This is a genomic window from Streptomyces sp. NBC_01237, assembly GCF_035917275.1.
In the GTDB taxonomy this organism is placed as follows: Bacteria; Actinomycetota; Actinomycetes; order Streptomycetales; family Streptomycetaceae; genus Streptomyces.
On record NZ_CP108508.1, the window covers coordinates 6475663 to 6500194 of the forward strand.

Here is a 24532-nt window from a genome sequence, read left to right on the forward strand (position 1 = left end):
TCAGGCAGCGGACTGGGTGCCCGGCCAGGTGAAGGTCGCCGAGGTGCGGCCGGGGAGGGTGTAGGTGAACTTCTGCCCGCCCCAGTTGACCGTGACCGGCTGGGCGGAGCCCGAACCGTTGTACGCGATCAGCGCCTTGGAGCCGTCCGGGTTGCGCCAGGCCACGTTGGGCACCGCGGAACTGGCCGTCGAGGAGATCCGCGCGGCACCGGGCCGGACGAACTTCGTCAGATGGCCCATCGTGTAGTACTCGATGCCGTAGTCGACCTGACCGTGCCGGCCGTCCCCGTTGTGCACGGTGATCAGCCCGTCGCAGGTGCCGCAACCGCCGTTGTGCGGGCCCCTGTTCTGGTCCACGGCCAGCGACCACTTGGTCACCGACTTCGCCCAGTTGCGGGTGTAGTCGATGATGTTGAGCATGTCCTCGCGCTGCTGGTCGGCGATCCAGGTGCCGCCCGAGTGCTCGGTCTGGAAGGCGTCGAGCTGCGGGTACCGGTTGTGCACGGCCGTCTGCTCGGTGACGTCGCCGCCGTAGCCGTGCCAGGCGATCCCGCCGAAGTTGGGGTGGCTGCGCACCGCCGCGTCGTTCACGGTGGCGGCCGCGTAGGCGTCGTAGGTGTCCCAGTTCCAGTCGTGGGCCAGCACCTTGGTGGGCAGGCCGGCGGACTGGAGCTTGGGCAGCAGCTCACTCTTGGTGAAGTAGGCGAGCCCGGAGCCGTTCCAGCTCATCGAGGGATAGCCGGAGCAGCAGGTCGGCTCGTTCTGCGCGGTGACGTAGTCGACCGGGACGCCCCGGTCGCGCCACGCCTGGAGGTACTTCACGAAGTACGTGGCGTACGTGCCGTAGTACTCGGCCTTCAGCCAGCCGCCGTTGAGCCCGCCGTTGTCCTTCATCCAGGCCGGAGCGGTCCACGGCGAGGCCACCGTGGTGAGCGCCGGATTGAGCTGCTTGGCCTGCGCGGTCAGCGGCAGCACATCCTGGAGATCATGTGCGATCGAGAAGCTGTTGAGGTTCGGGTCCGTCTGCCCGGCCGGCATGTCGTCGTACGTGTAGCCGAAGCGGGCGAGGTCGGAACCGCCCATCGGATTGCGTACGAACGAGAGCCCGATGCCCTCCGTGGGGGAGAACAGCTTCTTCATCGTGGCGTCGCGGGTCGCCTGGCTCAGCGCACCGCTGCCCTTCATCAGCCAGGCCGCCGTGTCGGTGAACGAGGCGCCGCCGCCGGTGAACGTCTGGTAGCGGGTGTTCTCGTCCACCGTGATGGTGGTGCCCGAGCCGCCGTTCCCGGCGACGAAGGCCACCGGTGCCTGGGCCTGCAGGCCCCGGGTGACATGGCGGCCGCCGGAGTCGTCGGTGGTGGTCAGCACGATGTTCACGCTCTCGCCCGCCGCCCGGGCCGTACCGGAGGTGAGACCGGTGAGGCACGCCGCGGCGAGCGCGGTGGCGACGAGGACGCGTGCCGTTCTGCTGGATCGGATCATGGGCTTTCTGCCTCTCTCGGCAGGGTGTGGGGGTGATGCCGTCGATCGAGGCGTGAGTGAACTGCTGTTGTGGGCCGTCGTCAAGAGGGTGCGCTTTCAGTACTTGAACGAATAACTGGCCCTGGCTGGTCAGGAGATGGGTACGGACCAATGTCGGCGTGAAGTATTGACGCCTCTGTTCCGGCGCGGTTAACTCCAGCCGCAACGCCGGTACCGGTTCCGGGACCGGTTGCGGAACCGGTACCGAAGCCGGCTGCCGCGGTCCGCCCCTGCCTGCTCCGTTTGCCGATCCGACCCGTTCTGCCTTGTCCCTGGAGGCCCCGTTGCGTGTCACCATCGCCGATGTCGCCCGTGCGGCGGGCGTCAGCAAGACGACCGTGTCGCGGGTCATCAACCTCAAGGGCGAAGTGGACGTCTCCACGGCCGCCCGCGTTCGTGAAGTGATCGCACAGCTCGGCTATGTGCCGAGCTCGGGCGCCGTCGGACTGGCCCGCGGCAGCAGCCGTACGGTCGGGATGCTGGTGCCGTCGCTGACCTGGCCGTGGATGGGCGAACTGCTCCAGGGCGTCGTCGACACCGTCGAGGCCGCCGACTACGGGCTGCTGCTCTTCACCTGCAACCGCGGCGCCGAATCCGTCCAGCGCTTCACCACCCAGGTGTCGGCGCGCGCCTTCGACGGACTCGTCGTCGTGGAGCCGGAGAACACGCTCTACCACCTGACCGAACTGCACCGCGACGGCCTGCCGATCGTCCTCATCGACGACCGGGGCCACCACCCGGAATTCCCCTCCGTCGTGACCACCAACCACGAGGGAGGCGCGTCGGCGGCCCGCCATCTGCTGGCCGCGGGGCGCACCAGACCGATGGTCCTCACGGGCCCGCGGAACTTCGGCTGCGTACGTGACCGGCTCAGCGGCTTCCGCTCGGTCCTGCCCACCGAACTGGTCGTGCACGGTGACTTCACCGAGCGGTGCGGCCGCCTCGCGGTGGAGGAACTCCTCGCCGCCGGGGTGGAGTTCGACTCCGTCTTCGCGCACAACGACATCAGCGCCGCGGGTGTGCTGAGGGCCCTGCGCGCCGCCGGGCGCCGGGTACCGGACGACATCGCGGTGGTCGGCTTCGACGACATCCCGATGGCCGAGCACACCGCACCGCCCCTGACCACCGTGCGCCAGCCCACCCGGCGGATGGGGGAGACGGCGGCGCGGATGCTGCTGTCCCACCTCGGCGGCACACCCGTACCGGACGAACCTGCCGTGCTGCCCACCGAACTGGTCGTGCGCCACTCGGCGCCGTAACGGGACCGCCCCTCCCCGGGCACCCGTCCGCATCCCCGACCCCGCACCGCCCGCACCGCCCGCGCTGTCGGCGCTCCCTGCCCCGTCCGCATCGCCCGCCCCGTCCGTTCCACCTCCACCCGCCCGTACCGCACCACCCGCAGCCCCTCCTGGAGTAGCTATGTCCGTACGCCGTCGCCACACGTTGAGAGCGCTCTCAGCCGCCACCGCCGTGGTCGCGCTCGCCGCCGGTTGCTCGTCCGCCAACTCGGGTGCCAACAAGGGGGGAGCCGGTGCCTCCGGCGTGCTGACCCTCGGCAAGCCGGACGGGCCGCAGACCAACAACAGCAACCCGTTCCTGAACACCTCGGCGAGTGCCACCCTCGGCTACCGCTACATGATCTACGAGCCGCTGGCGATGACGAACCAGGTCCGCCCCACGGACAAGGCGGCCCCGTGGCTCGCCACCGACTGGACGTGGGAGGCCAACTTCACCAAGGTCTCCTTCACGCTCGACGCGCGCGCGAAGTGGGCCGACGGCAAGCCGCTGACCGCCGCGGACGTCGAGTACACCTTCAGCCTGCTGAAGAAGCACCCGGCGCTCAACGGCAACGGCATCCCCTTCGACGGGATCGCCGTGGAGGGCGGGAAGGTCGTCCTGACCTTCAAGGAGTCCCAGTTCGTCAACCAGAACAAGATCATCCAGACCTACATCGTGCCCAAGCACATCTGGGAGAAGGTCGACAACCCGGAGACCTGGCCCAACCGCACCCCGGTCGGCTCGGGCCCGTACAAGCTGAAGACCTTCACCCCGCAGACCACGACGCTGACGGCGACGCCGACGTACTGGAAGGGCGCGACGAAGGTCAAGGAGCTGCGGTACACCGCGTACAACGACAACAGCGCGGCGACCACGGCACTGGCGAGCGGCAAGGTCGAGTGGTCGTTCGTCTTCATGCCGAACTACAAGCAGCTGTACATCGCCAAGGACCCCGAGAACCACAAGCTCTGGTTCCCCTCCGGGCTCGGCATCCACGGACTGTGGTTCAACACCGCCCGCAAGCCCTTCGACAACCCGGCACTGCGCAGGGCGATGGCCATGGTGGTCGACCGCCGGGCGATCCACGTCCAGGCCCAGGCGACGCTGTACCCGGAGATCACCAACCCGACCGGCATCCCGCTGCCCGCCGGTGACCCCTTCCTCGCGCCGGAGTACGCGAAGGCCACCACCGCGCCCGATGTGGCCGGGGCCAAGAAGGTGCTCACCGACGCCGGGTTCACGCTCGCCGGCGGCGTACTGAAGGACCCGGGCGGCAAGCCCGTGAAGCTGACCTTCACCGACCCGGCCGGCTGGAACGACTACATCACCGGGCTCTCGATCATCAAGGACAACATCAAGCAGCTCGGCATCGAGGCCAAGGTCAAGACGCAGACCGCCGAGGCCTGGGGCGCGGACGTCGCCAACGGCAACTTCGACGCCACCCTGCACTGGACCAACAGCGGCGCCACGCCCTACGACATGTACCAGAACATCATGGACGGCTCGATCCTCCAGCCCGTCGGCAAGAGCTCCCAGCTCGGCAACTTCGGCCGCTTCAAGAGCCCGGAGGCCACCGCGGCGCTCAAGGAGTACGCGAACGCCACCGACGACGCCACCCGCACCAAGGCCATGAACACCCTCCAGAAGATCTTCGTGGAGCAGGCTCCCGTCATCCCGACGGCCGCCGCTCCCATCGGCGCCGAGTACTCCACGAAGAACTGGACCGGCTGGCCCACCGAGGCCGACCCCTACGCCCCGCCGCAGCACACCCAGCCCACCGCGCTGGAGATCGTGCTGAAGCTCAAGCCCACCAAGTAAGCACGGGGAAGAACCGGCCATGACCACCGAACAGTCCGAGAACGTGCGGACCACCACCGACGTGGTGCTCGAAGCACGCGGAGTCACCAAGCACTTTCCCGTCCGGCGCACCGCCCGCGACCTCGCCGCGCGCCGCCGCCGTACCGTCCACGCCGTCGACGACGTCTCGCTCGAACTCCGGCGCGGCACCGTCACGGCCCTGGTGGGGGAGTCCGGCTCGGGCAAGTCCACCGTCGCCCGGCTGCTCGCCCAGCTGTATCCGCTCACCTCGGGCGAGATACGGCTGGCGGGCACCGCGGTGAAGGCCGGACGTGGCCGGTCCTTCCGCCGTTACGTACGCCGGGTCCAGCTGATCTTCCAGGACCCGTTCGCCTCGCTGAACCCCGTGCACACCGTGCGCTACCACCTCACCCGGGCGCTGCGGATCCACGGCCGGGCGGGCAACGGGGACACGGAGCTGGAGAGCAATCTCACCGATCTGCTGAACCGCGTCCAGCTGACACCACCGCACCAGTACCTGGACAAGTTCCCGCACGAGCTCTCCGGCGGCCAGCGCCAGCGCGTCGCCATCGCCCGCGCGCTCGGCGCCGACCCGCAGGTACTCCTCGCCGACGAACCGGTCTCGATGCTCGATGTGTCGATCCGGCTCGGCGTCCTCAACCTGCTGCGCGACCTCAAGGAACGCCTGCACCTCGCGATCCTCTACATCACCCACGACATCGCCTCCGCCCGCTACTTCGCGGACACCACCCTGGTGATGTACGCGGGCCGGATCGTCGAGGGCGGCGACAGCGAGACGCTCACCCAGCGCCCCGCCCACCCCTACACCCAGCTCCTCATCGCCTCCGCGCCCGACCCGGACCGGGTGGTCGCCGAGGAGGAACAGGAGGAGACCGGTACCGGCGAGCCCCCGTCGCTGATCGCCCCGCCGGCCGGCTGCCGTTTCCACCCGCGCTGCCCGAAGGCCATGGAGCGGTGCCGCACCGAACTGCCGCCACGCTTCGACCTGGCGGACGGCCAGTGGGCCGCCTGCTGGCTCTACGACGGCGCCGCGCGAGCGGAGGCCGGCCGGTGAAGTACGCAGCCCAGCGGCTCGCCTTCTACGCCATCACCGCGTGGGCCGCCATCACCATCAACTTCCTGATCCCGCGGCTGATGCCGGGCGACCCCGTCGAAGCGCTGATGAGCCGGTACCAGGGGCAGCTCGACACCACCGCCATCGCCTCCCTCAAGGCCCTGTTCGGCCTCGACGAGGAGCAGTCGCTCTGGCAGCAGTACACCGACTACTGGGCGCATCTGCTGGACGGCGACCTCGGACTGTCGTTCACCTTCTTCCCGACCCCGGTCGGTGAGGTGATCTCGCAGTCGCTGCCCTGGACACTCGCCCTGGTCGGTGTCACCACCCTGATCAGCTTCCTGCTCGGCACCGGCATCGGCGTCTACAGCGGCTGGCGGCGCGGCTCCTGGCTGGACGGGCTGCTGCCCGTCACCACCTTCATCTCCGCCATCCCCTACTTCTGGCTCGGGCTCATCGCCATCGCCCTGTTCGCCGTGAAGTGGCCGCTCTTCCCGGCCGCCGGGGGCTACGACAGCTCGCTCGTCCCGGCCTTCGACTGGCCGTTCATCTCCAGCGCGCTCTACCACGCCGTACTGCCCGGGGTCACGATCGTGCTCAGCGCCATCGCGGGCTGGATCCTCGGCATGCGCAACATGATGGTCACCGTCTCCTCCGAGGACTACGTCATGGTGGCGCAGGCCAAGGGGCTCTCCGAGCGGCGCGTGATGTTCAGCTACGCCGCCCGCAACGCGGTCCTGCCCAACATCTCCGGCTTCGCCCTCTCCCTGGGCTTCATCGTCGGCGGCACGCTGCTGGTCGAGATGGTCTTCTCCTACCCCGGCATCGGCTACCAGCTCTTCCAGGCGGTCGGCGCCAAGGACTACCCGCTGATGCAGGGCGTCTTCCTGATCATCACGCTCTCCGTCCTCGCCGCGAACCTGCTGGCCGACCTCGTCTACGCCGCCCTCGACCCCCGCACCCGGAAGGAGGCGTAGGGCCCATGTCCGTCACCGCCACCGACACCGACGCTCCCGGTACCGCCGACGTACCGGCGCCCACGCCGCCCACCCGCCGGGCCCGGCTGAGGTTCCTGCGCGGCGCGAAGACCCGCACCGGCCTGATCATCCTCGGCTTCTTCGTGCTCCTCGCGATCGCCGGGCCCTGGCTCGCCCCGTACGACCCCGACGCGATGAGCGACCAGCTCCTCCAACCACCCTCCGCCGAGCACTGGTTCGGCACCACGCAGACCGGGCAGGACGTCCTCTCGCAGATCCTCGTCGGCACCCGGGGCGTCCTGGTCGTCGGCTTCGTCGCCGGATTCTTCGCGACCGTGCTCTCCGTGCTGATCGGGGTCAGCGCCGGATTCCTCGGCGGAGCCGCCGACGAGATCCTCTCCGCGCTCTCCAATATCTTCCTGGTCATCCCCGGACTCCCGCTGATCATCATCATCGCGAGCTTCGTCCCGGACACCGGCGACCTGCTCATCGCCACCGCGATCGCCTTCACCTCCTGGGCCTGGGGCTCCCGCATCCTGCGCGCCCAGACCCTGTCGCTGCGCCGCCGCGACTACGTGGAGGCGGCCCGCGCCACCGGCGAGTCGACCTGGCGGATCATCCTGTTCGAGATCATGCCGAACCTCACCGCCGTCATCGCCTCCGGCTTCGTCGGCACGGTCATCTTCGCCGTCCTCACCGAGATCACCCTCGCCTTCATCGGCGTCGCCGACATCTCGCACTGGAACTGGGGCACGGTCCTGTTCTGGGCCCAGTCGAACCAGGCCCTCGCCCAGGGCGCCTGGTGGTGGTTCGTCCCCGCCGGTCTCTGCATCGCCCTGCTCGGCTGTGCCCTCGCCCTCATCAACTTCGGCATCGACGAGTTCGTCAACCCCCGTCTGCGCACCGCGACCGGCGCCTCCCGCAAGGTCAGGATGCGGGTCGGCTTCACCCCGGTCGCCCGGACGGCCGACACGCCCAGCAAGGAGCAGAGCGCATGACGGCCGAGCCGGTCCTCACCATCAGCGGACTCAACGTCGACTACGGCACCGGCCGCGACGCCGTCCACGCCCTGCGCGACATCGACCTCACCCTGCACCGGGGCGAAGTCCTGGGCCTGGCGGGCGAGTCGGGCTCCGGCAAGTCCACCCTCGCCTACGCCGTCACCCGGCTGCTCTCCCCGCCCGGAGTGATCACCGGCGGCGACGTCCGGTACCACCGGCCGGGCGGGGACAGCATCGACATCCTCTCCCTGCCCCCGGAGAAGCTGCGCGCCTTCCGCTGGCAGGAGCTGTCCATCGTGTTCCAGGGCGCGATGAACTCGCTCAACCCGGTCCACACCGTCCACAGCCAGCTCACCGACGTACTCAAGGCCCACCGCCCCGAACTGCGCGCCGCCCAAAGAACCGCCCGCGCGGCGGAGTTGCTGACGCTCGTCGGGATCTCCGCGGACCGGCTCGCCGCCTATCCGCACCAGCTGTCCGGCGGCATGCGCCAGCGCGTGATGATCGCGATGGCGCTGGCGCTGGAACCCGAGATCGTCATCATGGACGAGCCGACCACCGCACTCGACGTCGTCATGCAGCGGCAGATCCTGCGCCGGCTGGTCCAGCTGCGGGAGCAGCTCAACTTCTCGGTCGTGTTCATCACCCATGACATCTCGCTCCTGATCGAGTTCTCGGACCGGATCGCGATCATGTACGGGGGCCGGATCGTGGAGGAGGCGGGCGCGGCCGAGATCTACCGCGACCCGCGCCACCCCTACAGCGACGGGCTGCTCCACTCGTTCCCCGCGCTGCACGGCCCGCGCCGCGAGCTGACCGGCATCCCCGGCTCACCCCCGCACCTGTCCGCGATGCCCACGGGCTGCGCCTTCCACCCCCGCTGCGGCAAGGCGTTCGAGCCGTGCGACGAGCGGGTCCCGGTGCTGACCCCGCCCGCGGGCGAACCGGGCCGCGCGGTCGCCTGCTGGCTGCACGCACAGGACCCGCGAGCCCCGCACCCGTCCGCGTCCACCCCGGCCGTCTGACGCCCCTTACCTACGGAGACCGATGAACCCCGTCACCACCTCCCAGAGCCGGCGACTCCCGCGGCCCGCCGCCGTCCCCGGACTCCCGGCCGACTTCCGCTGGGGCGTCGCCACGTCCGCGTACCAGATCGAGGGCGCGGCGGCGACGGACGGCCGCACCCCGTCCATCTGGGACACCTTCTGCGACGTTCCCGGCGCCGTCGAGGGCGGCGAGAGGGGGGACGTGGCCTGCGACCACTACCACCGGATGCCCCAGGATGTGGAACTGCTCGCGGGCCTCGGCGTCGACACCTACCGCTTCTCGCTCGCCTGGCCGCGCATCCAGCCGGGCGGCCGGGGCCCCGCCAACGGGAAGGGTCTCGACTTCTACAAGCGGCTCGTCGACGAACTCCAGGGCCGGGGGATCACCCCCTGGATCACCCTGTACCACTGGGACCTGCCGCAGGAGCTGGAGGACGCGGGCGGCTGGCCGGCCCGCGACACCGCCCTGCGCTTCGCCGACTACGCGATGCTCGCGTACGAGGCACTGGGCGACCGGGTCGCGCACTGGACGACGCTGAACGAGCCCTGGTGCTCGGCCATGCTCGGTTACGCGTACGGGGTGCACGCCCCCGGCCGCCGGAACCTCGGCGAAGGGCTCCACGCCGTCCACCACCTGCTGCTCGGCCACGGTCTGGCGGCCGGGCGCATCCGGGAGGCGGCGGGCACGAACCCGCTGGAGCTGGGCATCACCCTCAACCTCGGCACCGCCACCCCGGAGACCGGCAGCGAGGCCGACCGCGAGGCGTGCCGCCGCGCCGACGGGCTCGGCACCCGCCTCTACCTGGACCCGGTCGTCCACGGCGCGTACCCGCGGGACGTGGTCGAGGACCTGGCCGCCCAGGGCATCGAACTCCCCGTCCAGGAAGGCGACCTGGCCGCCATCGCCACCCCCCTCGACGTCCTCGGCGTCAACTTCTACCGCGGCGCGCTGTTCTCCGGCCTCACCGAGGACGGCTCGCCCACCGACGCCGACGGGCTGCCCGTCACCCGCGCGGTCGAACGCGACCTTCCGCGTACGGCCATGGACTGGGAGATCACCCCGGGCGAACTCACCGATCTGCTGCTGCGGCTGGAGCGCGACTACGCGCTGCCGACCGTCATCACCGAGAACGGCGCCGCCTTCGACGACACCGTCGCCGCCGACGGCTCCGTACCGGACACGGACCGCACCGCCTACCTCGCCGACCACATCGACGCCGTCGCCGAAGCCCGCGCCCGGGGCGCCGACGTCCGGGGCTACTTCGCCTGGTCGCTGATGGACAACTTCGAGTGGGCCTACGGCTACGACAAGCGGTTCGGCATCGTCCGGGTCGACTACGACACCCAGCAGCGGACTCTCAAGGACAGCGCCAAGTGGTACCGCGACACGATTCAGCTCACCAGGAACGCCCGCACCGATTAGCCGACTTGGAGCATCCTCACATGCCCTCTCGTACGACGTTGATCGCCGCCACCGCAGCCCTGATCGCCCTCTCCGCGCCGCTCGCGTTCGCCGCCCCGGCGCCCGGTCCCGCACCCCGGGCGGCGGCCGCCGCCTGGGACACCGACCGCGCCGCGTCCGCCTACACCGCGGACCCGGGCGCCGTCACCGCCTCCGGCAGCGAGAACCCCGACACCACCCCCGGCAGAGCCACCGACGGCAACGGCACCACCCGATGGTCCAGCAACGCCGCCGACGACGCCTGGATACGCGTCGACCTCGGCGCCACCCTCCGCATCAACCAGGTGAAACTGGAGTGGGAAGCCGCCTACGGCCGTGAGTACGTCCTCGAAGTGTCGAAGAACGGCACGGACTGGACCACCTTCTTCACCGAGACGGAAGGCACCGGCGGCACCGTCACCGCCCACACCCACCCGCAGGAAGTCACCGGCCGCTACGTCCGCATGCGCGGCATCGCCCGCGCCACCGCCTGGGGCTACTCCCTGTTCTCCTTCCAGGTGTACGGAGGCGAACCCGCGCCCGCGTCGGCCACCCGCGCCAACCTCGCCCTGAACCACCCGGCGTACGGCGACCTCTACCAGCACGCCGGCAACTCGCCCGCCTACATCACCGACGGCGGCTGGCCCGCCGACCTCAAGGCCGACCGGACCCGCTGGTCCTCCGACTGGAACGCGGACCGCTGGGTCGGCGTCGACCTCGGCGCCACCTCCACCATCAGCAGCGTCGACCTGTACTGGGAGGCGGCCTACGCCGTCGACTACGAGATCCAGGTCTCCGACGACAACCGGAACTGGCGCACCGTCCACCGCCCCTCCGCCGCCGAGGTCGCCGCCCGCCGGGCCGATGTGAAGTCACCCGCCGACGCGGTCGGCCGCCACGACACCATCACCCTGCCCACCCCGGCGACCGGCCGCTACGTACGGATGCTCGGCAAGGAGCGCCGCTCCTTCTACAACCCGGCACCGTCCACCGCCCAGTTCGGCTACTCCCTCTACGAGTTCCAGGTGTGGGGCACCGGAGGCAGCGCGAACGCCGCGTACCCGCCGCTGCCCAGGAATCCGGGAGGCGCCTACAACACCACCTTCTTCGACGACTTCACCGGCTCGGGCCTGGACCGCTCCAAGTGGCGCGTGGTGCGCACCGGTACGGAGATGAGCCCGGTCAACGGCGAGTCGCAGGCGTACGTCGACTCGCCCGACACCATTCGCACCGAGAACGGGGCCCTGGTCCTGGAGTCCAAGTACTGCAAGGGCTGCGCCTCCACGCCCAACGGGACGTTCGACTTCACCTCGGGCCGCGTCGACACCAACACCAGGTTCGACTTCACGTACGGCAGGGTCAGCGCCCGTATGAAGCTGCCCGTCGGCGACGGCTTCTGGCCCGCGTTCTGGATGCTGGGCAGCGACGTCGACAACCCGGCCGTCTCCTGGCCCGGCGCCGGGGAGACCGACATCATGGAGAACATCGGCTACGGCGACTGGACCAGCTCCGCCCTGCACGGCCCCGGCTACTCGGCGGACGGGAACGTCGGAAAGTCCCAGACCTTCCCGAACGGCGGGCGCGCCGACCAGTGGCACACCTACGGCGTCGAGTGGACGCCCGAGGGCATGACGTTCACCGTGGACGGCCAGGTGGTCCAGCGGACCTCCCGGCAGAAGCTGGAATCCACCCGGGGCAAGTGGGTCTTCGACCACAACCAGTACGTGATCCTCAACCTGGCGCTGGGCGGTGCCTACCCGGCCGGCCACAACAAGGTCACCCAGCCCTACTGGGGCCTCCCGCAGTCCAGCGTCGACCGGATCGCACGGGGCGGCATCAAGGCGGAGATCGACTGGGTGCGGGTCGAGCAGAAGTAGCGCGCCGGACCTGCTCCGGGCGGGCGCCTGGACCTCCTCCGGGCGGGCGACGACGGATGCCGCCCGCCCGGAGGGGCCCGCCCGCCCGGAGCGGCCGGTCCGGGCGGAGCGGGCTGCTCACCTGGAGGAGGTTGCCTGTCTGGAGTAGCGTGAAGTATGAGGAAAAGGCTTTTTCCCACGCTCATGGCGGGCCTGCTGCTCATATTCGCAGCCGTGGCCCTCGCTCTCGCCCCGGCCGCGTCCGCCGCCCCCGCCGCGACCCTCGACGACGCCGCACAGGCCCTGCGGAAAGATCCGGTCTATGTGGACCCGGGCGCCCGCGACCAGCTCTCGGCCGCCCAGGAAAAGGCCCTGGAGAAGAAGATCACGGACGCCGACAAGCCGGTGTTCGTGGCCGTTCTCCCCGCCAACTCCGCCTTCCCCGAGGAGGGCCTGCTCCAGACCCTGCGCGCGGACACCGGCATCACCGGCGTCTACGCCGTACGTCTGGGCAACGGCTTCAACGCGGGCGCGGACCCGCAGGTCATGCCGAACCGGGCGGTCCAGAACCTCACGGCGGCCGTGAAGACACCGGCCACCGACACCGGCACCGCCGCCCAGCTGAACACGTTCGTCGACCGTGCCGTCGAGCAGGCCCGGGGCAGCGCCCCCGCCTCCTGGTCCGGCGGCAGCTCGGACAGCGGCGGATCCCCCTCGACCGGCCTCATCGCCCTCGGCGCGATCGCCGTGGTGGGCGGCGCGGGCGCGTACGCGGTCGTCCGCCGCAACCGGCGCCGCAAGGAGGAAGAGGAACGGGCCGCGCTCGACAAGCTGCGGGTCGTCGTGGACGAGGACATCACCGCGTACGGCGAGACCCTGGAACGGCTCGACTTCCATCCGGCGGAGAAGGGCGCGGACGACACGATGCGTGCCGACTACGAACGCGCCCTCGACTCCTACGAGAGCGCCAAGACAAAAATGGAGCACGCCCAGCACCCCTCGGACGTGCGCCCGGTCACCCAGTCCCTGGAGGACGGCCGCTACTCCCTCGCCGTACTGGAGGCCCGCCGCACGGGAAAACCGGTCCCGGCCCGCCGCCCGCCGTGCTTCTTCGACCCGCGCCACGGCCCCTCGGTCGCCGACGTGCTGTGGACCCCGTCCGGCGGCGCGGCCCGCGAGGTCCCCGTCTGCGGTGCGGACGAGGTCCGGCTGCGCGAGGGCGAGGACCCGATGAGCCGCACGGTCGACGTCGGCGACGGCCGCCGCCGCCCGTACTGGGAGGCGGGCCCGGCGTACGGCCCCTGGGCGGGCGGCTACTTCGGCGGCGGCCTGCTGCCGGGCCTGCTGGTCGGCACGGTGCTCGGCTCCATGCTCGCCACCCCGGCGTACGCGGGGGAGTACGGAGGCGGCGACTTCGGCGGAGGCGGCGGCGACTGGAGCGGCGGCGACTTCTCCGGCTCGGACTTCGACTCCTCCGGCTTCGGAGGCGGCGGCTTCGGGGACGGTGGCGGCGGGGGAGGGTTCGACGGCGGCGGCGGGTTCTGAGCCCCCCGGACTGTGCCACGAGCCGGGCTGCCTCGGTCAGCGAGCGAGGCAGCCGAATTCCGCCCTGATCCCCGCCGGGATCCGTCGGCCAGGGCGGCGCTACGCGATTCGGCCGCTCACTGCAGAGCCAGAGCGACGAAAAACAGGATGAAAATGCGGTGACGAACACCTTTCCGTTCTGTTTTGTTGCAATAACCAGTCCTGGACCTGCGCCGCACGTTGAAATCTCGTCGTACGGAATGAAGGATTGGGAATAGGCGTTATCTATGAGAACACCGTGTGCCTCAAGGGTCACGAATGGATTCTGAAAAGGTCTCCAGATGAGATAGAGAGAACGGCAAAGGTGCCAGTTCGTGATGCGGGTTGACGGTTCGGCGGAGAGTGTCGCCAGCTGCATGCGGGCCCCGGCAAATTAGTCCCGCCGTTCATGCGAGTACTTGTATGCGGGAAGGCTTCAGAACCTAATGAGATGTGTAGTCAAAAATGCGGATTCCGCCTAGGCAGAATCCGGCCGCAGAAAGGATTCCCCAAATGAGCCTCAGTGTAGTTGGTGTGAACCTAGGGTCCGGAGGGCCGCCAGGCGTCACGATGGAAATGAGATCGTATATCCTGATCGACAGACCTCGATAGTCCAACGCAATCAGCAGTCCTATCACGCCGACCGAAATACCCCAGATCGAACCTGCCATGGTGCAGCACCCAATCTATGCAGTTCACTAATTCGATTTTACTGTTCTTGATGATGTATCCAGCGGTCATGCCGCGGTCGTTGAGCCTCAGCGTTCATCATTGTGCGAATTCCGGCCGCTGATGGCTCGACTGCGTATTTTCTCCGTCAGCGGTACCCGCCGTGGCGATGTGAGTGTATCCGGATGCGAAGTTCCCGCCAAGTCCACCGCATGTACCCGTAGAGGTCGTGAAACTACGTCAATGTCAGCTATGCCGAAAGTTCTCTGAAGAATCGCCCTGAGAGGGTGTGAAATCCCGCCGAATCCCGCCGCTTCACTCCTCGGCTGGTCAATCGAATCCGCATTATCTCGCAATGCGTCCGCGGCGAAACCCGTCGAGGCTGCAACTCCGACTTGGTCCTCTTTGACCCAGGTGCGATTGCATGATCATTGCCCGTGCTCATGGGAAATGCAGAAAGCCCCGGACGGGCACCGAGCGTGTGTGCTTCCACTCGCACAGCACGTGGCGGTCGGAGGGGAGAAAGAGAGGGAAATCGGGCTCAGGGCCGGAGCTTCGGCAGGAGGTTCTTGGCGGTGGCTTCCATGGCCGCGAAGGTGATGTCCAGGTCCTGCGCGTTCATCGGATGCCCGCTCTGGGTGTGGAACTCGCAGTCGAGATTGCTGTCCCGGACGACCAGGCGGAGGTCGGCCTTCCAGGGGCCGTCCTCGGAGGAGACATAGCGGTACGCCTGGTTCCCGAGTCCCTTGACGTCGGTCAGGGAGGAGTCCGCGACCTCGGCGCTCTCCCTGCCGTGCCGGTGCATGCCGATCGCCTTGCCGATGTCCTTCCAGGCGCTGCACTGGGCGACGGCGCGTGCGTGCACCGTCGTGCCGTTGCTGAGCGACTGCTTGCACTCGGAGCCGCTGGACACCGAGGGATCGCCCCCGGTCTCGCGTCCCTGGGCCGCGCTCGCGAAAGGGGCTACGGCGGTGGCGAGTTCGCTGAAGTCGACCAGGTCGCACAGGCGGTCGGGCGGTGCGTAGGTGCCGGGTCCCGCCGTGCGTTCGGGGGAGGGCGAGGGTGCCGATCCGTCGGACGAGTCGTCGCCACCGCAGCCGGCCAGGACTGCGGACAGGGCCGCCACGACCAGGACCATGTTCCCGCTGACCCGACGTGTACGTGTCATGACGCCCCCCTCGACCCCGGCCGATGCGCTCCGGGGGCAGGGTAGCGGACCTCGCGATGCGTGGTCGGTTCATGGCCCGATTTGGTGAACTGGCCGTGCCCTGGGCGGAGTCGGGGCCGAGGGTTGGTCCAGGGTGGCCGTCGGCGAGGTGGGCCGGCCCGACCGGTGTGGGGGTGCAGGCTCCACCATGATCGGACCTGCTGGCCGGATGGTCCGGCAGACCGCCGACGCGCAGGCTGAACATGTCCGGATTTCCGAGGGAAGGAACCCTCTGTGTTCAGCTTGAAGTCGGTGCGCCGCCGCGCGGTGCGCACCACGGCCGTCGGTGCTCTCGCCGTCGCTGCCTGCGCCACCCTGATGACCGGCAGTGCCGGAGCGATCGTCAACGGTGACGATTCCACCGAGCGCTACCCGTTCATGGCGACGATCCCGGAGTCGGCCCCGGAACACGGGCTGTACGACGGTACGTGCGGGGCGTCGCTCATCGACCGGCAGTGGGTGCTGACGGCGGCCCACTGCGTCCAGGGGGACGGCCTTGTGCTGGACGGCATCGTCCGGATCGGCAGCGCGCACCGGAAGTCCGGGGGAACCGTCCGGGCCATCGAGCGGACGGTCGTCCATCCCGGCTATGTGAACGGTGGCGGGACTGCCGCCAACAAGGATGACGTCGCGCTCGTCCGCCTCGACCGCCCGGTCGCCGAGAAGCCCATCCGTATCGCCGAGCGGGCCGCGCGGCCGGGCACCCCGACCCGGCTCCTGGGATTCGGCACCACCGTCGACACCGAGATGAAGTTCGCGGAGCGGCTTCAGGAACTCGGTACGCGCAGGGGCTCCGACGCCGAGTGCGCCCCCGGCTACGCGGACCGGACCCGGTTGTGCACGATCAGCCGCGTGCCCAAGGCCATGGCGTGCTTCGGGGACTCCGGAGGGCCGCAGCTCCAGAAGGGCCGGCACGGACGCTGGGAGCTGGTGGGGGCCACATCGGGCCCCGGTGCCCCGAACGTCGCGTGCTCGGACGGGCCGGGTCTCTACAGCAACGTGCCCGCCTACGCGGACTGGATCAGCAAGACCATCAAGCGCAACGTCTGATCCCCGGCAGCCGTCGGCCGTATCGGGGGGTCACCCCTGATACGGCGGCCGGTCCGGGTCTACTGGACGGCCGTGCCGCTGAGGAACGCGTCCCAGGCGGTGGGGGGAACGGTGAGGACCGGTCCCTCGGCGACCTTGGAGTCCGGATGTGCACGGCGGCCGGGTGCGCGGCCACCTCGACGCAGTCGCCGCCCCGATCTGCATCATCCTGGGACAACCCGATCGGGGCCCACTTCGGCCCGCTGTGGCAGTTCACCCCGGCCGGCTCCCACCACCGCAGCCACCCCACGCAAACCCAGGCACTGCACCGCTACCTGCGCCGGCGCAACGCCAACGCCCGCCACCTCGACGTACCCGCGGTGAGAAGGGCATCCGCCGGGGCGGACGCCCCCTCGGCGCCGCAGCCTGACCGACCGCGAACCGCGGCCCCTGAGTGCCGAGAGGGACAGGTTCACGAGAAAGACAGCGACAGAAGGACGACTCAGGAGGCGGACGGCTCGATCTCCCCCGCGAAGACGATGACCTGGTCGATGAGGCTCCGCCGCAGATGGACGATGTCCGTTCCCGCCAGGCGGGGGCCTCCGTCCGGCGTGGTGAAGACCCACTGGTACCGGGCCCACTCGTCAGGCATGTCCACCGCTGAGCAGCGCACCATCGTGCCGGTCCCCGCCGGGTGGCGCCGGATGTCCAGCACGAACCGTTCGACCGCCGCGATTCCTTCGCTGCGACCCAACGGCCCCCAGAAGACCACGTCTGAGGTCAGGGCCTGGGAGAGCAGGTCAGTCACATAGCTGTCGTCCGAGGCGTTGAACGCGGAGATGAACGTGTCGATCGCGGAGCGTGCCGTCTCTTCCTGCATGCCCCAGTAATACCAGCCCTTGCGCGTGTGCTCGTCCCGTGAGCCGCCTTCCGGTCACGGGGGCCGCCCCGGTCACAGCACCAGTGACCATGGGTGACCGCGGCGGCCGGAATGAGCCGACTCAGCTCCCGTACTCCGTGTGCCGTGTGAGCGCCCACAGCAGGAGCGCGAGGCCGCTGATCCCGGCGCCCAGTGCGCATACGGCTCCCCAGCCGGCCGCCGCGTACAGGGAGGTCGCGGCGATGGCGCCGGTGGCGCTGCCGATCGCGTAGAAGATCATGTATCCGCCGATCAGCCGCCCTCCCGCGTCCGGGTGCAGGGCGTAGATCAGGGTCTGGTTGGTGACATGGACCGCCTGTACGGCCAGGTCGAGGACGATCACGCCGATGACCAGCGCCCAGAGCGAACTGCGGGTGAAGGCCAGGGGTAGCCACGAGGCGGCGAGCAGTGCCAGGCCGATGCCTGTGGTCCGCCGGGAGAGCCCCCGGTCGTTCAGTCGGCCCGCCGCCGTCGCGGCGAGCGCGCCCACGGCTCCGACCAGCCCGAACGCGCCGATCGCGGTGTGGGACATGGCGTACGGGGCCTCGCTGAGCGGTAGCGCGACGCTGCTCCACAGGGTGCTGAACGCGGCGAAGATCAGCAGCCCGAACACGGCCCGGAGCCGGAGGAGCCGTTCCCGCGCGAACAGGGTGACCGTGGAACGCAGCAGCTGCCCGTACCGCAGGGGCGCGGTCGGCGGTACGTCGCCGTGGCGCGGCAGCACCCGGTGCAGGACCAGGGCGAGTACCGCGATGAGCACCGCCGAGGCGAGGTAGACGGAGCGCCAGCCCGCGAGGTCGGCCAGGAGGCCGGACACGGTGCGGGCGAGCAGGATGCCGATGACGACGCCGCTGGTCACCAGGCCGACGACGCTTCCGCGCCGGTCGGGCGGGGCCAGTGACGCGGCGAAGACCACCAGCGTCTGTGTGACCACCGCGAGCAGCCCCACCGCGGCCATGCCCGCGAGCAGGACGCCCGCGGTCCCGGCGGTGGCGACCACGGCCAGCGCCCCGACCAGGAGCAGCAGTTGGACCACGATGATCCGTCGGCGGTCGGCCACGTCCCCCAGCGGCACGAGGAAGAACAGCCCCAGCCCGTATCCGATGTGCGTGAGTGTGACGACGCTGCCGATGAGGGCCGGGCTCATCGCGAGGTCATGGCCCAGCGTCACCAGGAGTGGCTGGGCGAAATAGACGTTGGCCACCGCGGCACCGCACGCGACGGCGAACAGCATGACCACGCCACGGGACAGGGCGTCCCCGGCGACACCCCCGCTCCGTGCCGCGGTCCGTGGTGTCACGGCCTCACTGTCGCCGACCATGCGGAATCCCTCCGTGCATCTGGTTTCATCTTGCTACCAGGTGGGACGGTAACTATTTTGGTAGCATGTTGCAACCGGTATGAGGATGGAGGACGGCATGGTGAACAGGACGCGCTTCGATGACAGCGACTGCCCCGTCGCGCGATCGGTCGACGCGATCGGTGACTGGTGGTCCCTGCTGATCGTGCGGGACGCCTTCGACGGGAGCCGCCGCTTCGGGGAGTTCCAGCGCAGCCTCGGCGTGGCGAAGAACATCCTCACCACGCGCCTGCGCTCCCTGGTCGCCGGTGGTGTCCTCGAATCCGTCCCCGCCTCCGACGGCAGCGCCTACCGCGAGTACGTGCTGACCCCGAAGGGGAAGTCCCTCTTCCCCGTCATCGTGGCGCTGCGGCAATGGGGCGAACAGAGCTTCTTCGCGCCCGGCGAACCGCATTCGGAGCTGGTCGACCGGCAGCAGGGGAACCGCCTTCGCCCGCTGGAGGTCCGGTCGGAGGACGGGCGGCTGCTCAGCCCCGACGACACCACCGTCCACAAGCTCGCCGCCCGGTGAGCGGGGACGGTGTGACGGGCCGCCGGGTCGCGGCAGCGGTCGCGAGGGGTGAAGATGCACGCGCACCGCACCGCACCGGCAGAAGGCAGGCGACCGACGTCATGACCGATCACCTCACCGTGAGCGTCCTGGGCACCGGGATCATGGGGGCCGCGATGGCCCGTAACCTGACCCGCTCCGGACACACCGTCCGCGCGTGGAACCGCACCCGGGCCAAGGCCGAACCGCTGGCCGCCGACGGCGCGTACATCGCCGACACCCCCGCCGACGCCGTCGAGGGCGCCGATGTTGTCCTCACCATGCTCCACGACGGCCCCGCCGCTCTCGACGTCGTGCGCCGGGCCGCGCCCGCGCTCCGGCCCGGCGCCGCCTGGGTGCAGTCCACGACCGCCGGGGTCGAGGCCGTGCGCGAGCTGGCCGACTACGCCCGGGAACAGGGGCTGGTCTTCTACGACGCACCCGTTCTCGGTACCCGGGAGCCCGCGGAGGCCGGGCAGCTGGTGGTCCTGGCCGCAGGGCCGGCCGGGGGCCGCGCTGCCGTGACGCCCGTGTTCGACGCCGTCGGCGCCCGTACCGTGTGGACCGGCGAGGACGGTGCGGAGGGCAGTGCCACCCGCCTCAAGCTCGTCGCCAACAGCTGGGTCCTCGCCGCCACCAACGCGGCCGGTGAGGTCCTGGCCCTGTACAAGGTCCTCGGCGTGGATCCGGAGAGCTTCTTCGGTCTCATCGAGGGCGGCCCGCTCGACATGGGCTATCTGCGCGCCAAGTCCGCGCTCGTCCTGGAGGACCGGCTGTCACCGGCGTCCTTCGCGGTCTCCACCGCCGAGAAGGACGCCCGGCTGATCGTCCGGGCCGGTCAGCAGTACGGCATCCGTCTCGACGTGGCCGAGGCGAGCGCCGAACGCTTCGCCCGCGCTGCGGCCCAGGGCCATGGCGACGAGGACATGGCCGCCGCCTATTTCGCGAGCTTCGAGGAGCCCCGGACCGACTGACCGGGGCGGGAGGCGGCGGGGCCGGCGGGAGAGTGGCGGCTCTCGCCGTCCCGAACCGTCGGGTGACCCGTCAGGGGTCGTACGGATCCGCTGTACGACCTGACGCACTGATCAGGGGAGGTGACGTTGTGTCACCTTGGCGGCATGGGCGGGCCAACCTAACTCCCGTACTTCCGTGAAGCGTTCTACCGCCGTGAGCGCCGGTCCATCCCTTCCGTACGGAAGTTCGCCCGCGAGGCGCTGGTCGACTGGGCGTGCGAGGACCGCGCCGACGATGTGGTGCTCTGTGTGAGCGAACTCGCCACCAACGCGCTGCTGCACGGTGTGCCGCCCGGTCGCGGGTTCCGGGTCCACCTCTGCCTGGAGCGCGTCGACGGGCTGATCCGCGTCGAGCCGCACGACAGCGGTGACGGCGAGGTCCGTGCGGCGGCCGGCGTGCCGGGGCCGGGCGCCGAGGGCGGGCGGGGGCTGCTGCTGGTGGCCGCCGTGGCCGACCGGTGGGGGGTGGGGGAGCGGAACCCGGGCAAGGTGGTGTGGTGCGAGTTCGCGGTGCCGCGCGACCGGCGGCCGGTGATCAGCCGGCCGGTGCGGACGCCCGGAGGAAGGTGTCGACGGAGGCGTGCGCCACGCTCCGCAGCTCGTCCTCGCCGATGGTGCGCGTACCCATCCGGGACCGGGCCTCCATCGAGCCGGTCAGCAGCGCCATGAACTGCTCGGCGGCCAGGTCGGGGTCGGTGGAGCGCAGCCGCCCGCTCAGCATCAGCCGGGCCATCCGGTCGGCCAGGGCCTCATTGATGCGGTGGGGTCCGCTCGCGCTGACGATGTCGAGGGTCTCGGGGAAGCGGGCGATCTCCGAGTGCAGCAGCCGACGCAGGGCGCAGGCCCGGTCGTCGCAGTGGAGCCTGAGCAGTTCGAGCGCCACAGTCCGCAGGGTGGCGCGCAGGTCGTCCCCCGGCTCCAGCAGCGGTTCGAGCGCGGCGAGGCGCTTGCCCAGGGCGACCTGCGACTCGGTCTCCATGGCGTGGCGGAAGAGCGTGGCCTTGTCGTGGAGGTGGTTGTACACCGTGGGCTTGGCCACCCCCGCCTCGTCGGCGATCTCCTGGACGCCCGCCTGGTCGTAACCCCGGCGGGCGAAGACGGTGAACGCGCCTTCCAGGATCGCCTGCCGCTTGTCGATCCGTCCGCGTACTGGGGCTGTCATGACTCCGATCGTACGCACCGTCCCGTTCCGGCGGCGGGCTCGCGCCCCGGCCCGCGTCCGGTCCGCCCGCGATCCGCTTCCGGTCCGCCCGCGATCCGCTTCCGGTCCGCATCCGGTCCGCTTCGCGTGTTTGCCGGATCAGCAATCAAACTTGTCGTTCCGGCAGCGCTGCGCGCACTCTCTCCCGTAACAGGAGGTGTTTCGCATGAACAACAAGAAGCAGCGGTACGACGTGGTGGTCGTCGGTGGCGGGGCGGCCGGGCTGGGCGGGGCTCTCGCGCTGTCGCGGGCCCGGCGTTCGGTGCTGGTGATCGACAAGGGAGAGCCGCGCAACGCACCCGCGTCCCATGCGCACAACTACCTCGGCCGTGAGGGCATCGCGCCTTCGGAACTGCTGGCGATCGGCCGCGACGAGGTGGCCGGGTACGGGGGCGAGATCGTCAGGGGCGGCGTCGTATCGGCCGAGCGGCTGCCGGGGGACGAGGGTTTCCGGGTCGTGGCGGAGGACGGTTCCACCGTGGTGGCCCGCCGGCTGCTCGTGACGACCGGTCTCGTCGACGAGCTGCCGCCGGTGCCGGGACTGGCCGAACGGTGGGGGCGTGAGGTGCTGCACTGCCCGTACTGCCACGGCTGGGAGGTCGGGGACCGCCCGATCGGCGTGCTGTCGGCCGGACCGCTCGCCGTGCACCAGGCGCTGATGTGGCGGCAGTGGAGCGAGGACGTCACCCTCTTCCGCCACACCGGTCCCGAGCCCACCGACGAGGAGTACGAGCAGCTCGCCGCGCGGGGGATCGCCGTGGTCGACGGCGAGGTGACCGGCCTGGAGATCACGGAGGACCGGCTCACCGGAATCCGGCTGGCCGGGGGCCGGGTGGTCCCGCGCGAGGCCCTGGTGGTCCAGGCCCGCTTCACCGCCAGGTCCGCCGTACTGGAGAGCCTGGGGCTGGTCCCGGTCGTACAGGAGGCGGCCGGGAGTGTGATCGGTTCGTACATCGAGGTCGACCCGACGGGGGCGACGGAGGTCCCCGGTGTCCGGGCGGCCGGCAACGTCACCAACCTGATGGAGCAGGTGATCGGCGCGGCCAACGCGGGACTGCGGGCGGCCATCGCGATCAACGCCGAGCTGATCGCCGACGACACCCGGCTCGCGGTCGAGGCACGCCGGGCGCGGTAGGTGCGGCAGGGGGCGGCCGCCCGCACGGCCGCCCCCTGCCCTCTACCGTCCGCACGGCCGCCCCCCTCTACCGCCCGCGCCGCTGTGCGCGGGCGGGTGCCGTCACCCGGTGATCCCGGTGACCGGTCCCTGGACGAAGACCGGCGACGTACCGGCCGACAGCGTGAAGCTCCCGCCCGTCGGCTGCCTCACGGAGCTCCGCCCCCAGGAGTCGACCAGCGTCACCGGGCCGGTCGCCGAGACGACCAAGTCGCGGGCCGTGGTCGCCCACACCACCCGGGTGGTTGTGCCGCCCGCGGTGAACCGGGCCGAGCGGGCCGGTGCGGTCAGTCCGTCGTCGCCGGAGTAGGTCCTGCCGCCGATCATCCGCGCGGTCACGGCCTGGGCGACCAGGGCCGGTTTCGGGGCGTTGGCGGTGACGGACACCGGGTTCGCGGCGGTGGCGGTGACCGGCTGCCGGAGCATGCCGAAGTTGTGTTCCTTGTTGGCGGGGTCGTTGCCGTCGTTGACCAGGTCGTACCAGTAGACCCGGCTCACGCCGTTGGCCAGGCCGACCGCGTAGAGGCGGATCAGGTTGTCGGCCTGCTGGAGTTCGCCGGTGCCGTGCCCGGTGTCGGTGGGCCAGCCCATCTCGCTGAGGACGATCGGTTTGTCCTTGCCGCCGTTGGCGTCACGGATCCGCTGACGCAGGCCCGCGAGGGTGTCGCCGGTCCCCGCCATCCACTCCGGGCCGCCCGGGTAGTGGTACGGGTGGACGCTGTAGGCGTCCATCTGCCGCAGACCGCCGCGGTCGATCAGATCCGGTGCGAAGCACTTGGGGCCGGTGGCGGGCGTGCAGTTGGCGATGCCGATGGTGGCCGGGCCGACCACCGTGGCCTGCGGGTTCACGGCCTTCACGGCATTGTTGACGCCGGTGAGCACGTCCAGGTAGCACGCGGCGGTCCGCCCGCACGCGCTCTTGTTGAAGGTCGTGCCGTTGTACTCGTTGAGCACCTCGACGTTGCTCTCGCCGTAGTGCTTCAGGAGTTCCGCGGCGAACTTCCCGAAGGCGGCGATGCCTTCGGGGGTGCTGGGGGTCACCCCCTTGTCGTACAGCGGATTGGCGCCGTTGGCGATGATCAGGGGGGTGATGCCCAGCGCACGGGCGCGTGCGATCCCGGCGGAGAAGGCGGCCGGATAGGTGTACGTGCCCTTCGCGGTCTCGAACCGGTCCCACCAGGCGTCCTCGCGGATGTGCGAGATGCCCGCCTTCCGAGCCTCGTCCAGCACCCGCGTGCCCCAGCCGGTGCGCGTGAGGTGCACGGCCGCGCCGAAGGGCGACGACGGTCCGACCGCGCTGTCCGGCACCTGCTCGATGACGGCGAACGAGGTCCGCAGATCGGTCGGGTCGGTGGCGGAGCCCGCGTGGAGGGCGAGCTCGAAATAGCCGGGCGCGAGGTCGGCGACGGAGAGGACGGCCCTGCCCCCGGAGAGCCAGCTGGTGCCGCTGCGGACCCGGGTGCCCCGCTCGTCGGTGACGGACCAGGAGACGGATGCGGCGGACGAGCCGAACTCCACTGCTCCCTGGCCCCGTTGGAAGATCAGGCTCGGGGAAGTGACGGTCAGGGTGTGCGTCGCGGCGGGGGCGGACGAGGGGAGCCCCACGAGCAGGGAGAGCGCGAGTGCGAGCACCAGGGTGAGCGCGAGGGGCAGGGGCAGGGGCAGGGGCCGACGCCGGGGATGGGAGGTGGCGGGGGGTCCGATCGGGATGCCGGTCATGGAGAGTCGCCCTCCGGGTGGTCGTGCCTGCTGGCGAGTGGGGTGACGGGATCGGTGGCGGTGGTGGGCGGCCGGTCGGCCGGTGGTGGACGGCGGGTGACCGGGGCCGCCGTACGAGGCGCGCCACCGGCCACCC

General features: G+C 70.4%; 18 protein-coding genes and 3 pseudogenes. 14 read left to right on the forward strand and 7 right to left on the reverse strand.

All coding sequences use genetic code 11. From position 1 onward, the window contains the following. Nucleotides 1–9 precede the first annotated feature (9 nt). A pseudogene (locus OG251_RS28925) lies at nt 10–1482 on the reverse strand (glycoside hydrolase family 30 protein); the annotation flags it as partial. Nucleotides 1483–1805: 323 nt separating this feature from the next. Here OG251_RS28925 and OG251_RS28930 point away from each other — a divergent pair. From OG251_RS28930 to OG251_RS28970, 9 genes are all read left to right on the forward strand, one after another. Beyond that, nucleotides 1806–2780, forward strand: coding sequence for a LacI family DNA-binding transcriptional regulator (locus OG251_RS28930; protein ID WP_326679869.1), 975 nt, complete (start codon nt 1806–1808; stop codon nt 2778–2780). A 160-nt stretch (nt 2781–2940) separates the two neighbouring features. Next, nucleotides 2941–4617, forward strand: a complete 1677-nt coding sequence (locus tag OG251_RS28935) for an ABC transporter substrate-binding protein (RefSeq protein WP_326679870.1) — start codon at nt 2941–2943, stop codon at nt 4615–4617. 19 nt (nt 4618–4636) lie between these two features. After that, the gene (locus tag OG251_RS28940) at nt 4637–5692 is read left to right on the forward strand and encodes an ABC transporter ATP-binding protein (protein WP_326679871.1); all 1056 of its coding nucleotides are present in this window, start codon (nt 4637–4639) and stop codon (nt 5690–5692) included. Continuing rightward, entirely contained in the window at nt 5689–6669 is a 981-nt protein-coding gene (locus tag OG251_RS28945) for an ABC transporter permease (RefSeq protein ID WP_326679872.1), read from the forward strand. The genes OG251_RS28940 and OG251_RS28945 overlap by 4 nt, the downstream gene beginning before the upstream one ends. Before the next feature lie 5 nt (nt 6670–6674). Further along, nucleotides 6675–7667 (forward strand): ABC transporter permease, encoded by a 993-nt coding sequence (locus OG251_RS28950; RefSeq protein ID WP_326679873.1) that lies wholly within the window; start codon nt 6675–6677, stop codon nt 7665–7667. Continuing rightward, on the forward strand, nt 7664–8695 hold the full coding sequence (locus OG251_RS28955; RefSeq protein WP_326679874.1) for an ABC transporter ATP-binding protein: 1032 nt from the start codon (nt 7664–7666) through the stop codon (nt 8693–8695). The genes OG251_RS28950 and OG251_RS28955 overlap by 4 nt, the downstream gene beginning before the upstream one ends. A gap of 22 nt (nt 8696–8717) precedes the next feature. Then, nucleotides 8718–10139, forward strand: coding sequence for a GH1 family beta-glucosidase (locus OG251_RS28960; RefSeq protein ID WP_326679875.1), 1422 nt, complete (start codon nt 8718–8720; stop codon nt 10137–10139). A 20-nt stretch (nt 10140–10159) separates the two neighbouring features. Further along, entirely contained in the window at nt 10160–12034 is a 1875-nt protein-coding gene (locus tag OG251_RS28965; protein WP_326679876.1) for a discoidin domain-containing protein, read from the forward strand. A 156-nt stretch (nt 12035–12190) separates the two neighbouring features. Then, complete coding sequence (locus OG251_RS28970) at nt 12191–13558, forward strand: hypothetical protein (protein ID WP_326679877.1); 1368 nt, start codon at nt 12191–12193, stop codon at nt 13556–13558. A 1228-nt stretch (nt 13559–14786) separates the two neighbouring features. Here OG251_RS28970 and OG251_RS28975 read toward each other — a convergent pair. Continuing rightward, a complete protein-coding gene (locus OG251_RS28975) occupies nt 14787–15413 on the reverse strand; it encodes a hypothetical protein (RefSeq protein ID WP_326679878.1) in 627 nt (208 codons plus the stop codon). Between the two features lie 273 nt (nt 15414–15686). Between OG251_RS28975 and OG251_RS28980 the strand changes: the two genes are divergently transcribed. Beyond that, entirely contained in the window at nt 15687–16502 is an 816-nt protein-coding gene (locus tag OG251_RS28980) for a S1 family peptidase (protein WP_326679879.1), read from the forward strand. Nucleotides 16503–16561: 59 nt separating this feature from the next. Here OG251_RS28980 and OG251_RS28985 read toward each other — a convergent pair. The 3 genes and pseudogenes from OG251_RS28985 to OG251_RS29000 form a co-directional block, all read right to left on the reverse strand. After that, nucleotides 16562–16701: pseudogene (locus OG251_RS28985) on the reverse strand (DUF397 domain-containing protein); the annotation flags it as partial. A 282-nt stretch (nt 16702–16983) separates the two neighbouring features. Further along, nucleotides 16984–17361, reverse strand: coding sequence for a nuclear transport factor 2 family protein (locus OG251_RS28995; RefSeq protein ID WP_326679880.1), 378 nt, complete (start codon nt 17359–17361; stop codon nt 16984–16986). Between the two features lie 121 nt (nt 17362–17482). Next, nucleotides 17483–18721: an MFS transporter gene (locus OG251_RS29000; protein ID WP_385892312.1), complete on the reverse strand. Its 1239-nt coding sequence runs from the start codon at nt 18719–18721 to the stop codon at nt 17483–17485. A 97-nt stretch (nt 18722–18818) separates the two neighbouring features. Between OG251_RS29000 and OG251_RS29005 the strand changes: the two genes are divergently transcribed. From OG251_RS29005 to OG251_RS29015, 3 genes and pseudogenes are all read left to right on the forward strand, one after another. Then, nucleotides 18819–19271: a winged helix-turn-helix transcriptional regulator gene (locus tag OG251_RS29005; protein ID WP_326679881.1), complete on the forward strand. Its 453-nt coding sequence runs from the start codon at nt 18819–18821 to the stop codon at nt 19269–19271. Between the two features lie 101 nt (nt 19272–19372). Next, nucleotides 19373–20263, forward strand: coding sequence for an NAD(P)-dependent oxidoreductase (locus OG251_RS29010; protein ID WP_326679882.1), 891 nt, complete (start codon nt 19373–19375; stop codon nt 20261–20263). Between the two features lie 207 nt (nt 20264–20470). Continuing rightward, nucleotides 20471–20815: pseudogene (locus OG251_RS29015) on the forward strand (ATP-binding protein); the annotation flags it as partial. 22 nt (nt 20816–20837) lie between these two features. Here OG251_RS29015 and OG251_RS29020 read toward each other — a convergent pair. Further along, complete coding sequence (locus tag OG251_RS29020; RefSeq protein ID WP_326679883.1) at nt 20838–21464, reverse strand: TetR/AcrR family transcriptional regulator; 627 nt, start codon at nt 21462–21464, stop codon at nt 20838–20840. Nucleotides 21465–21669: 205 nt separating this feature from the next. Here OG251_RS29020 and OG251_RS29025 point away from each other — a divergent pair, with 205 nt between their 5' ends. Continuing rightward, entirely contained in the window at nt 21670–22638 is a 969-nt protein-coding gene (locus OG251_RS29025) for an NAD(P)/FAD-dependent oxidoreductase (RefSeq protein WP_326679884.1), read from the forward strand. A 102-nt stretch (nt 22639–22740) separates the two neighbouring features. Here the strand turns inward: OG251_RS29025 and OG251_RS29030 are convergent, their stop codons facing one another. Beyond that, a complete protein-coding gene (locus tag OG251_RS29030) occupies nt 22741–24396 on the reverse strand; it encodes a hypothetical protein (RefSeq protein WP_326679885.1) in 1656 nt (551 codons plus the stop codon). Between the last annotated feature and the right edge of the window lie 136 nt (nt 24397–24532).

What these genes read in the sequence shown, in the direction of transcription:
- OG251_RS28935 (WP_326679870.1), top strand. Translation starts at nt 2,941, where the DNA reads ATGTCCGTACGCCGTCGCCACACGTTGAGAGCGCTCTCAGCCGCCACC.
- OG251_RS28940 (WP_326679871.1), top strand. Translation starts at nt 4,637, where the DNA reads ATGACCACCGAACAGTCCGAGAACGTGCGGACCACCACCGACGTGGTG.
- OG251_RS28950 (WP_326679873.1), top strand. Translation starts at nt 6,675, where the DNA reads ATGTCCGTCACCGCCACCGACACCGACGCTCCCGGTACCGCCGACGTA.
- OG251_RS28955 (WP_326679874.1), top strand. Translation starts at nt 7,664, where the DNA reads ATGACGGCCGAGCCGGTCCTCACCATCAGCGGACTCAACGTCGACTAC.
- OG251_RS28960 (WP_326679875.1), top strand. Translation starts at nt 8,718, where the DNA reads ATGAACCCCGTCACCACCTCCCAGAGCCGGCGACTCCCGCGGCCCGCC.
- OG251_RS28965 (WP_326679876.1), top strand. Translation starts at nt 10,160, where the DNA reads ATGCCCTCTCGTACGACGTTGATCGCCGCCACCGCAGCCCTGATCGCC.
- OG251_RS28970 (WP_326679877.1), top strand. Translation starts at nt 12,191, where the DNA reads ATGAGGAAAAGGCTTTTTCCCACGCTCATGGCGGGCCTGCTGCTCATA.
- OG251_RS28975 (WP_326679878.1), bottom strand. Translation starts at nt 15,413, where the DNA reads ATGACACGTACACGTCGGGTCAGCGGGAACATGGTCCTGGTCGTGGCG.
- OG251_RS28995 (WP_326679880.1), bottom strand. Translation starts at nt 17,361, where the DNA reads ATGCAGGAAGAGACGGCACGCTCCGCGATCGACACGTTCATCTCCGCG.
- OG251_RS29000 (WP_385892312.1), bottom strand. Translation starts at nt 18,721, where the DNA reads ATGGTCGGCGACAGTGAGGCCGTGACACCACGGACCGCGGCACGGAGC.
- OG251_RS29005 (WP_326679881.1), top strand. Translation starts at nt 18,819, where the DNA reads ATGGTGAACAGGACGCGCTTCGATGACAGCGACTGCCCCGTCGCGCGA.
- OG251_RS29010 (WP_326679882.1), top strand. Translation starts at nt 19,373, where the DNA reads ATGACCGATCACCTCACCGTGAGCGTCCTGGGCACCGGGATCATGGGG.
- OG251_RS29020 (WP_326679883.1), bottom strand. Translation starts at nt 21,464, where the DNA reads ATGACAGCCCCAGTACGCGGACGGATCGACAAGCGGCAGGCGATCCTG.
- OG251_RS29025 (WP_326679884.1), top strand. Translation starts at nt 21,670, where the DNA reads ATGAACAACAAGAAGCAGCGGTACGACGTGGTGGTCGTCGGTGGCGGG.
- OG251_RS29030 (WP_326679885.1), bottom strand. Translation starts at nt 24,396, where the DNA reads ATGACCGGCATCCCGATCGGACCCCCCGCCACCTCCCATCCCCGGCGT.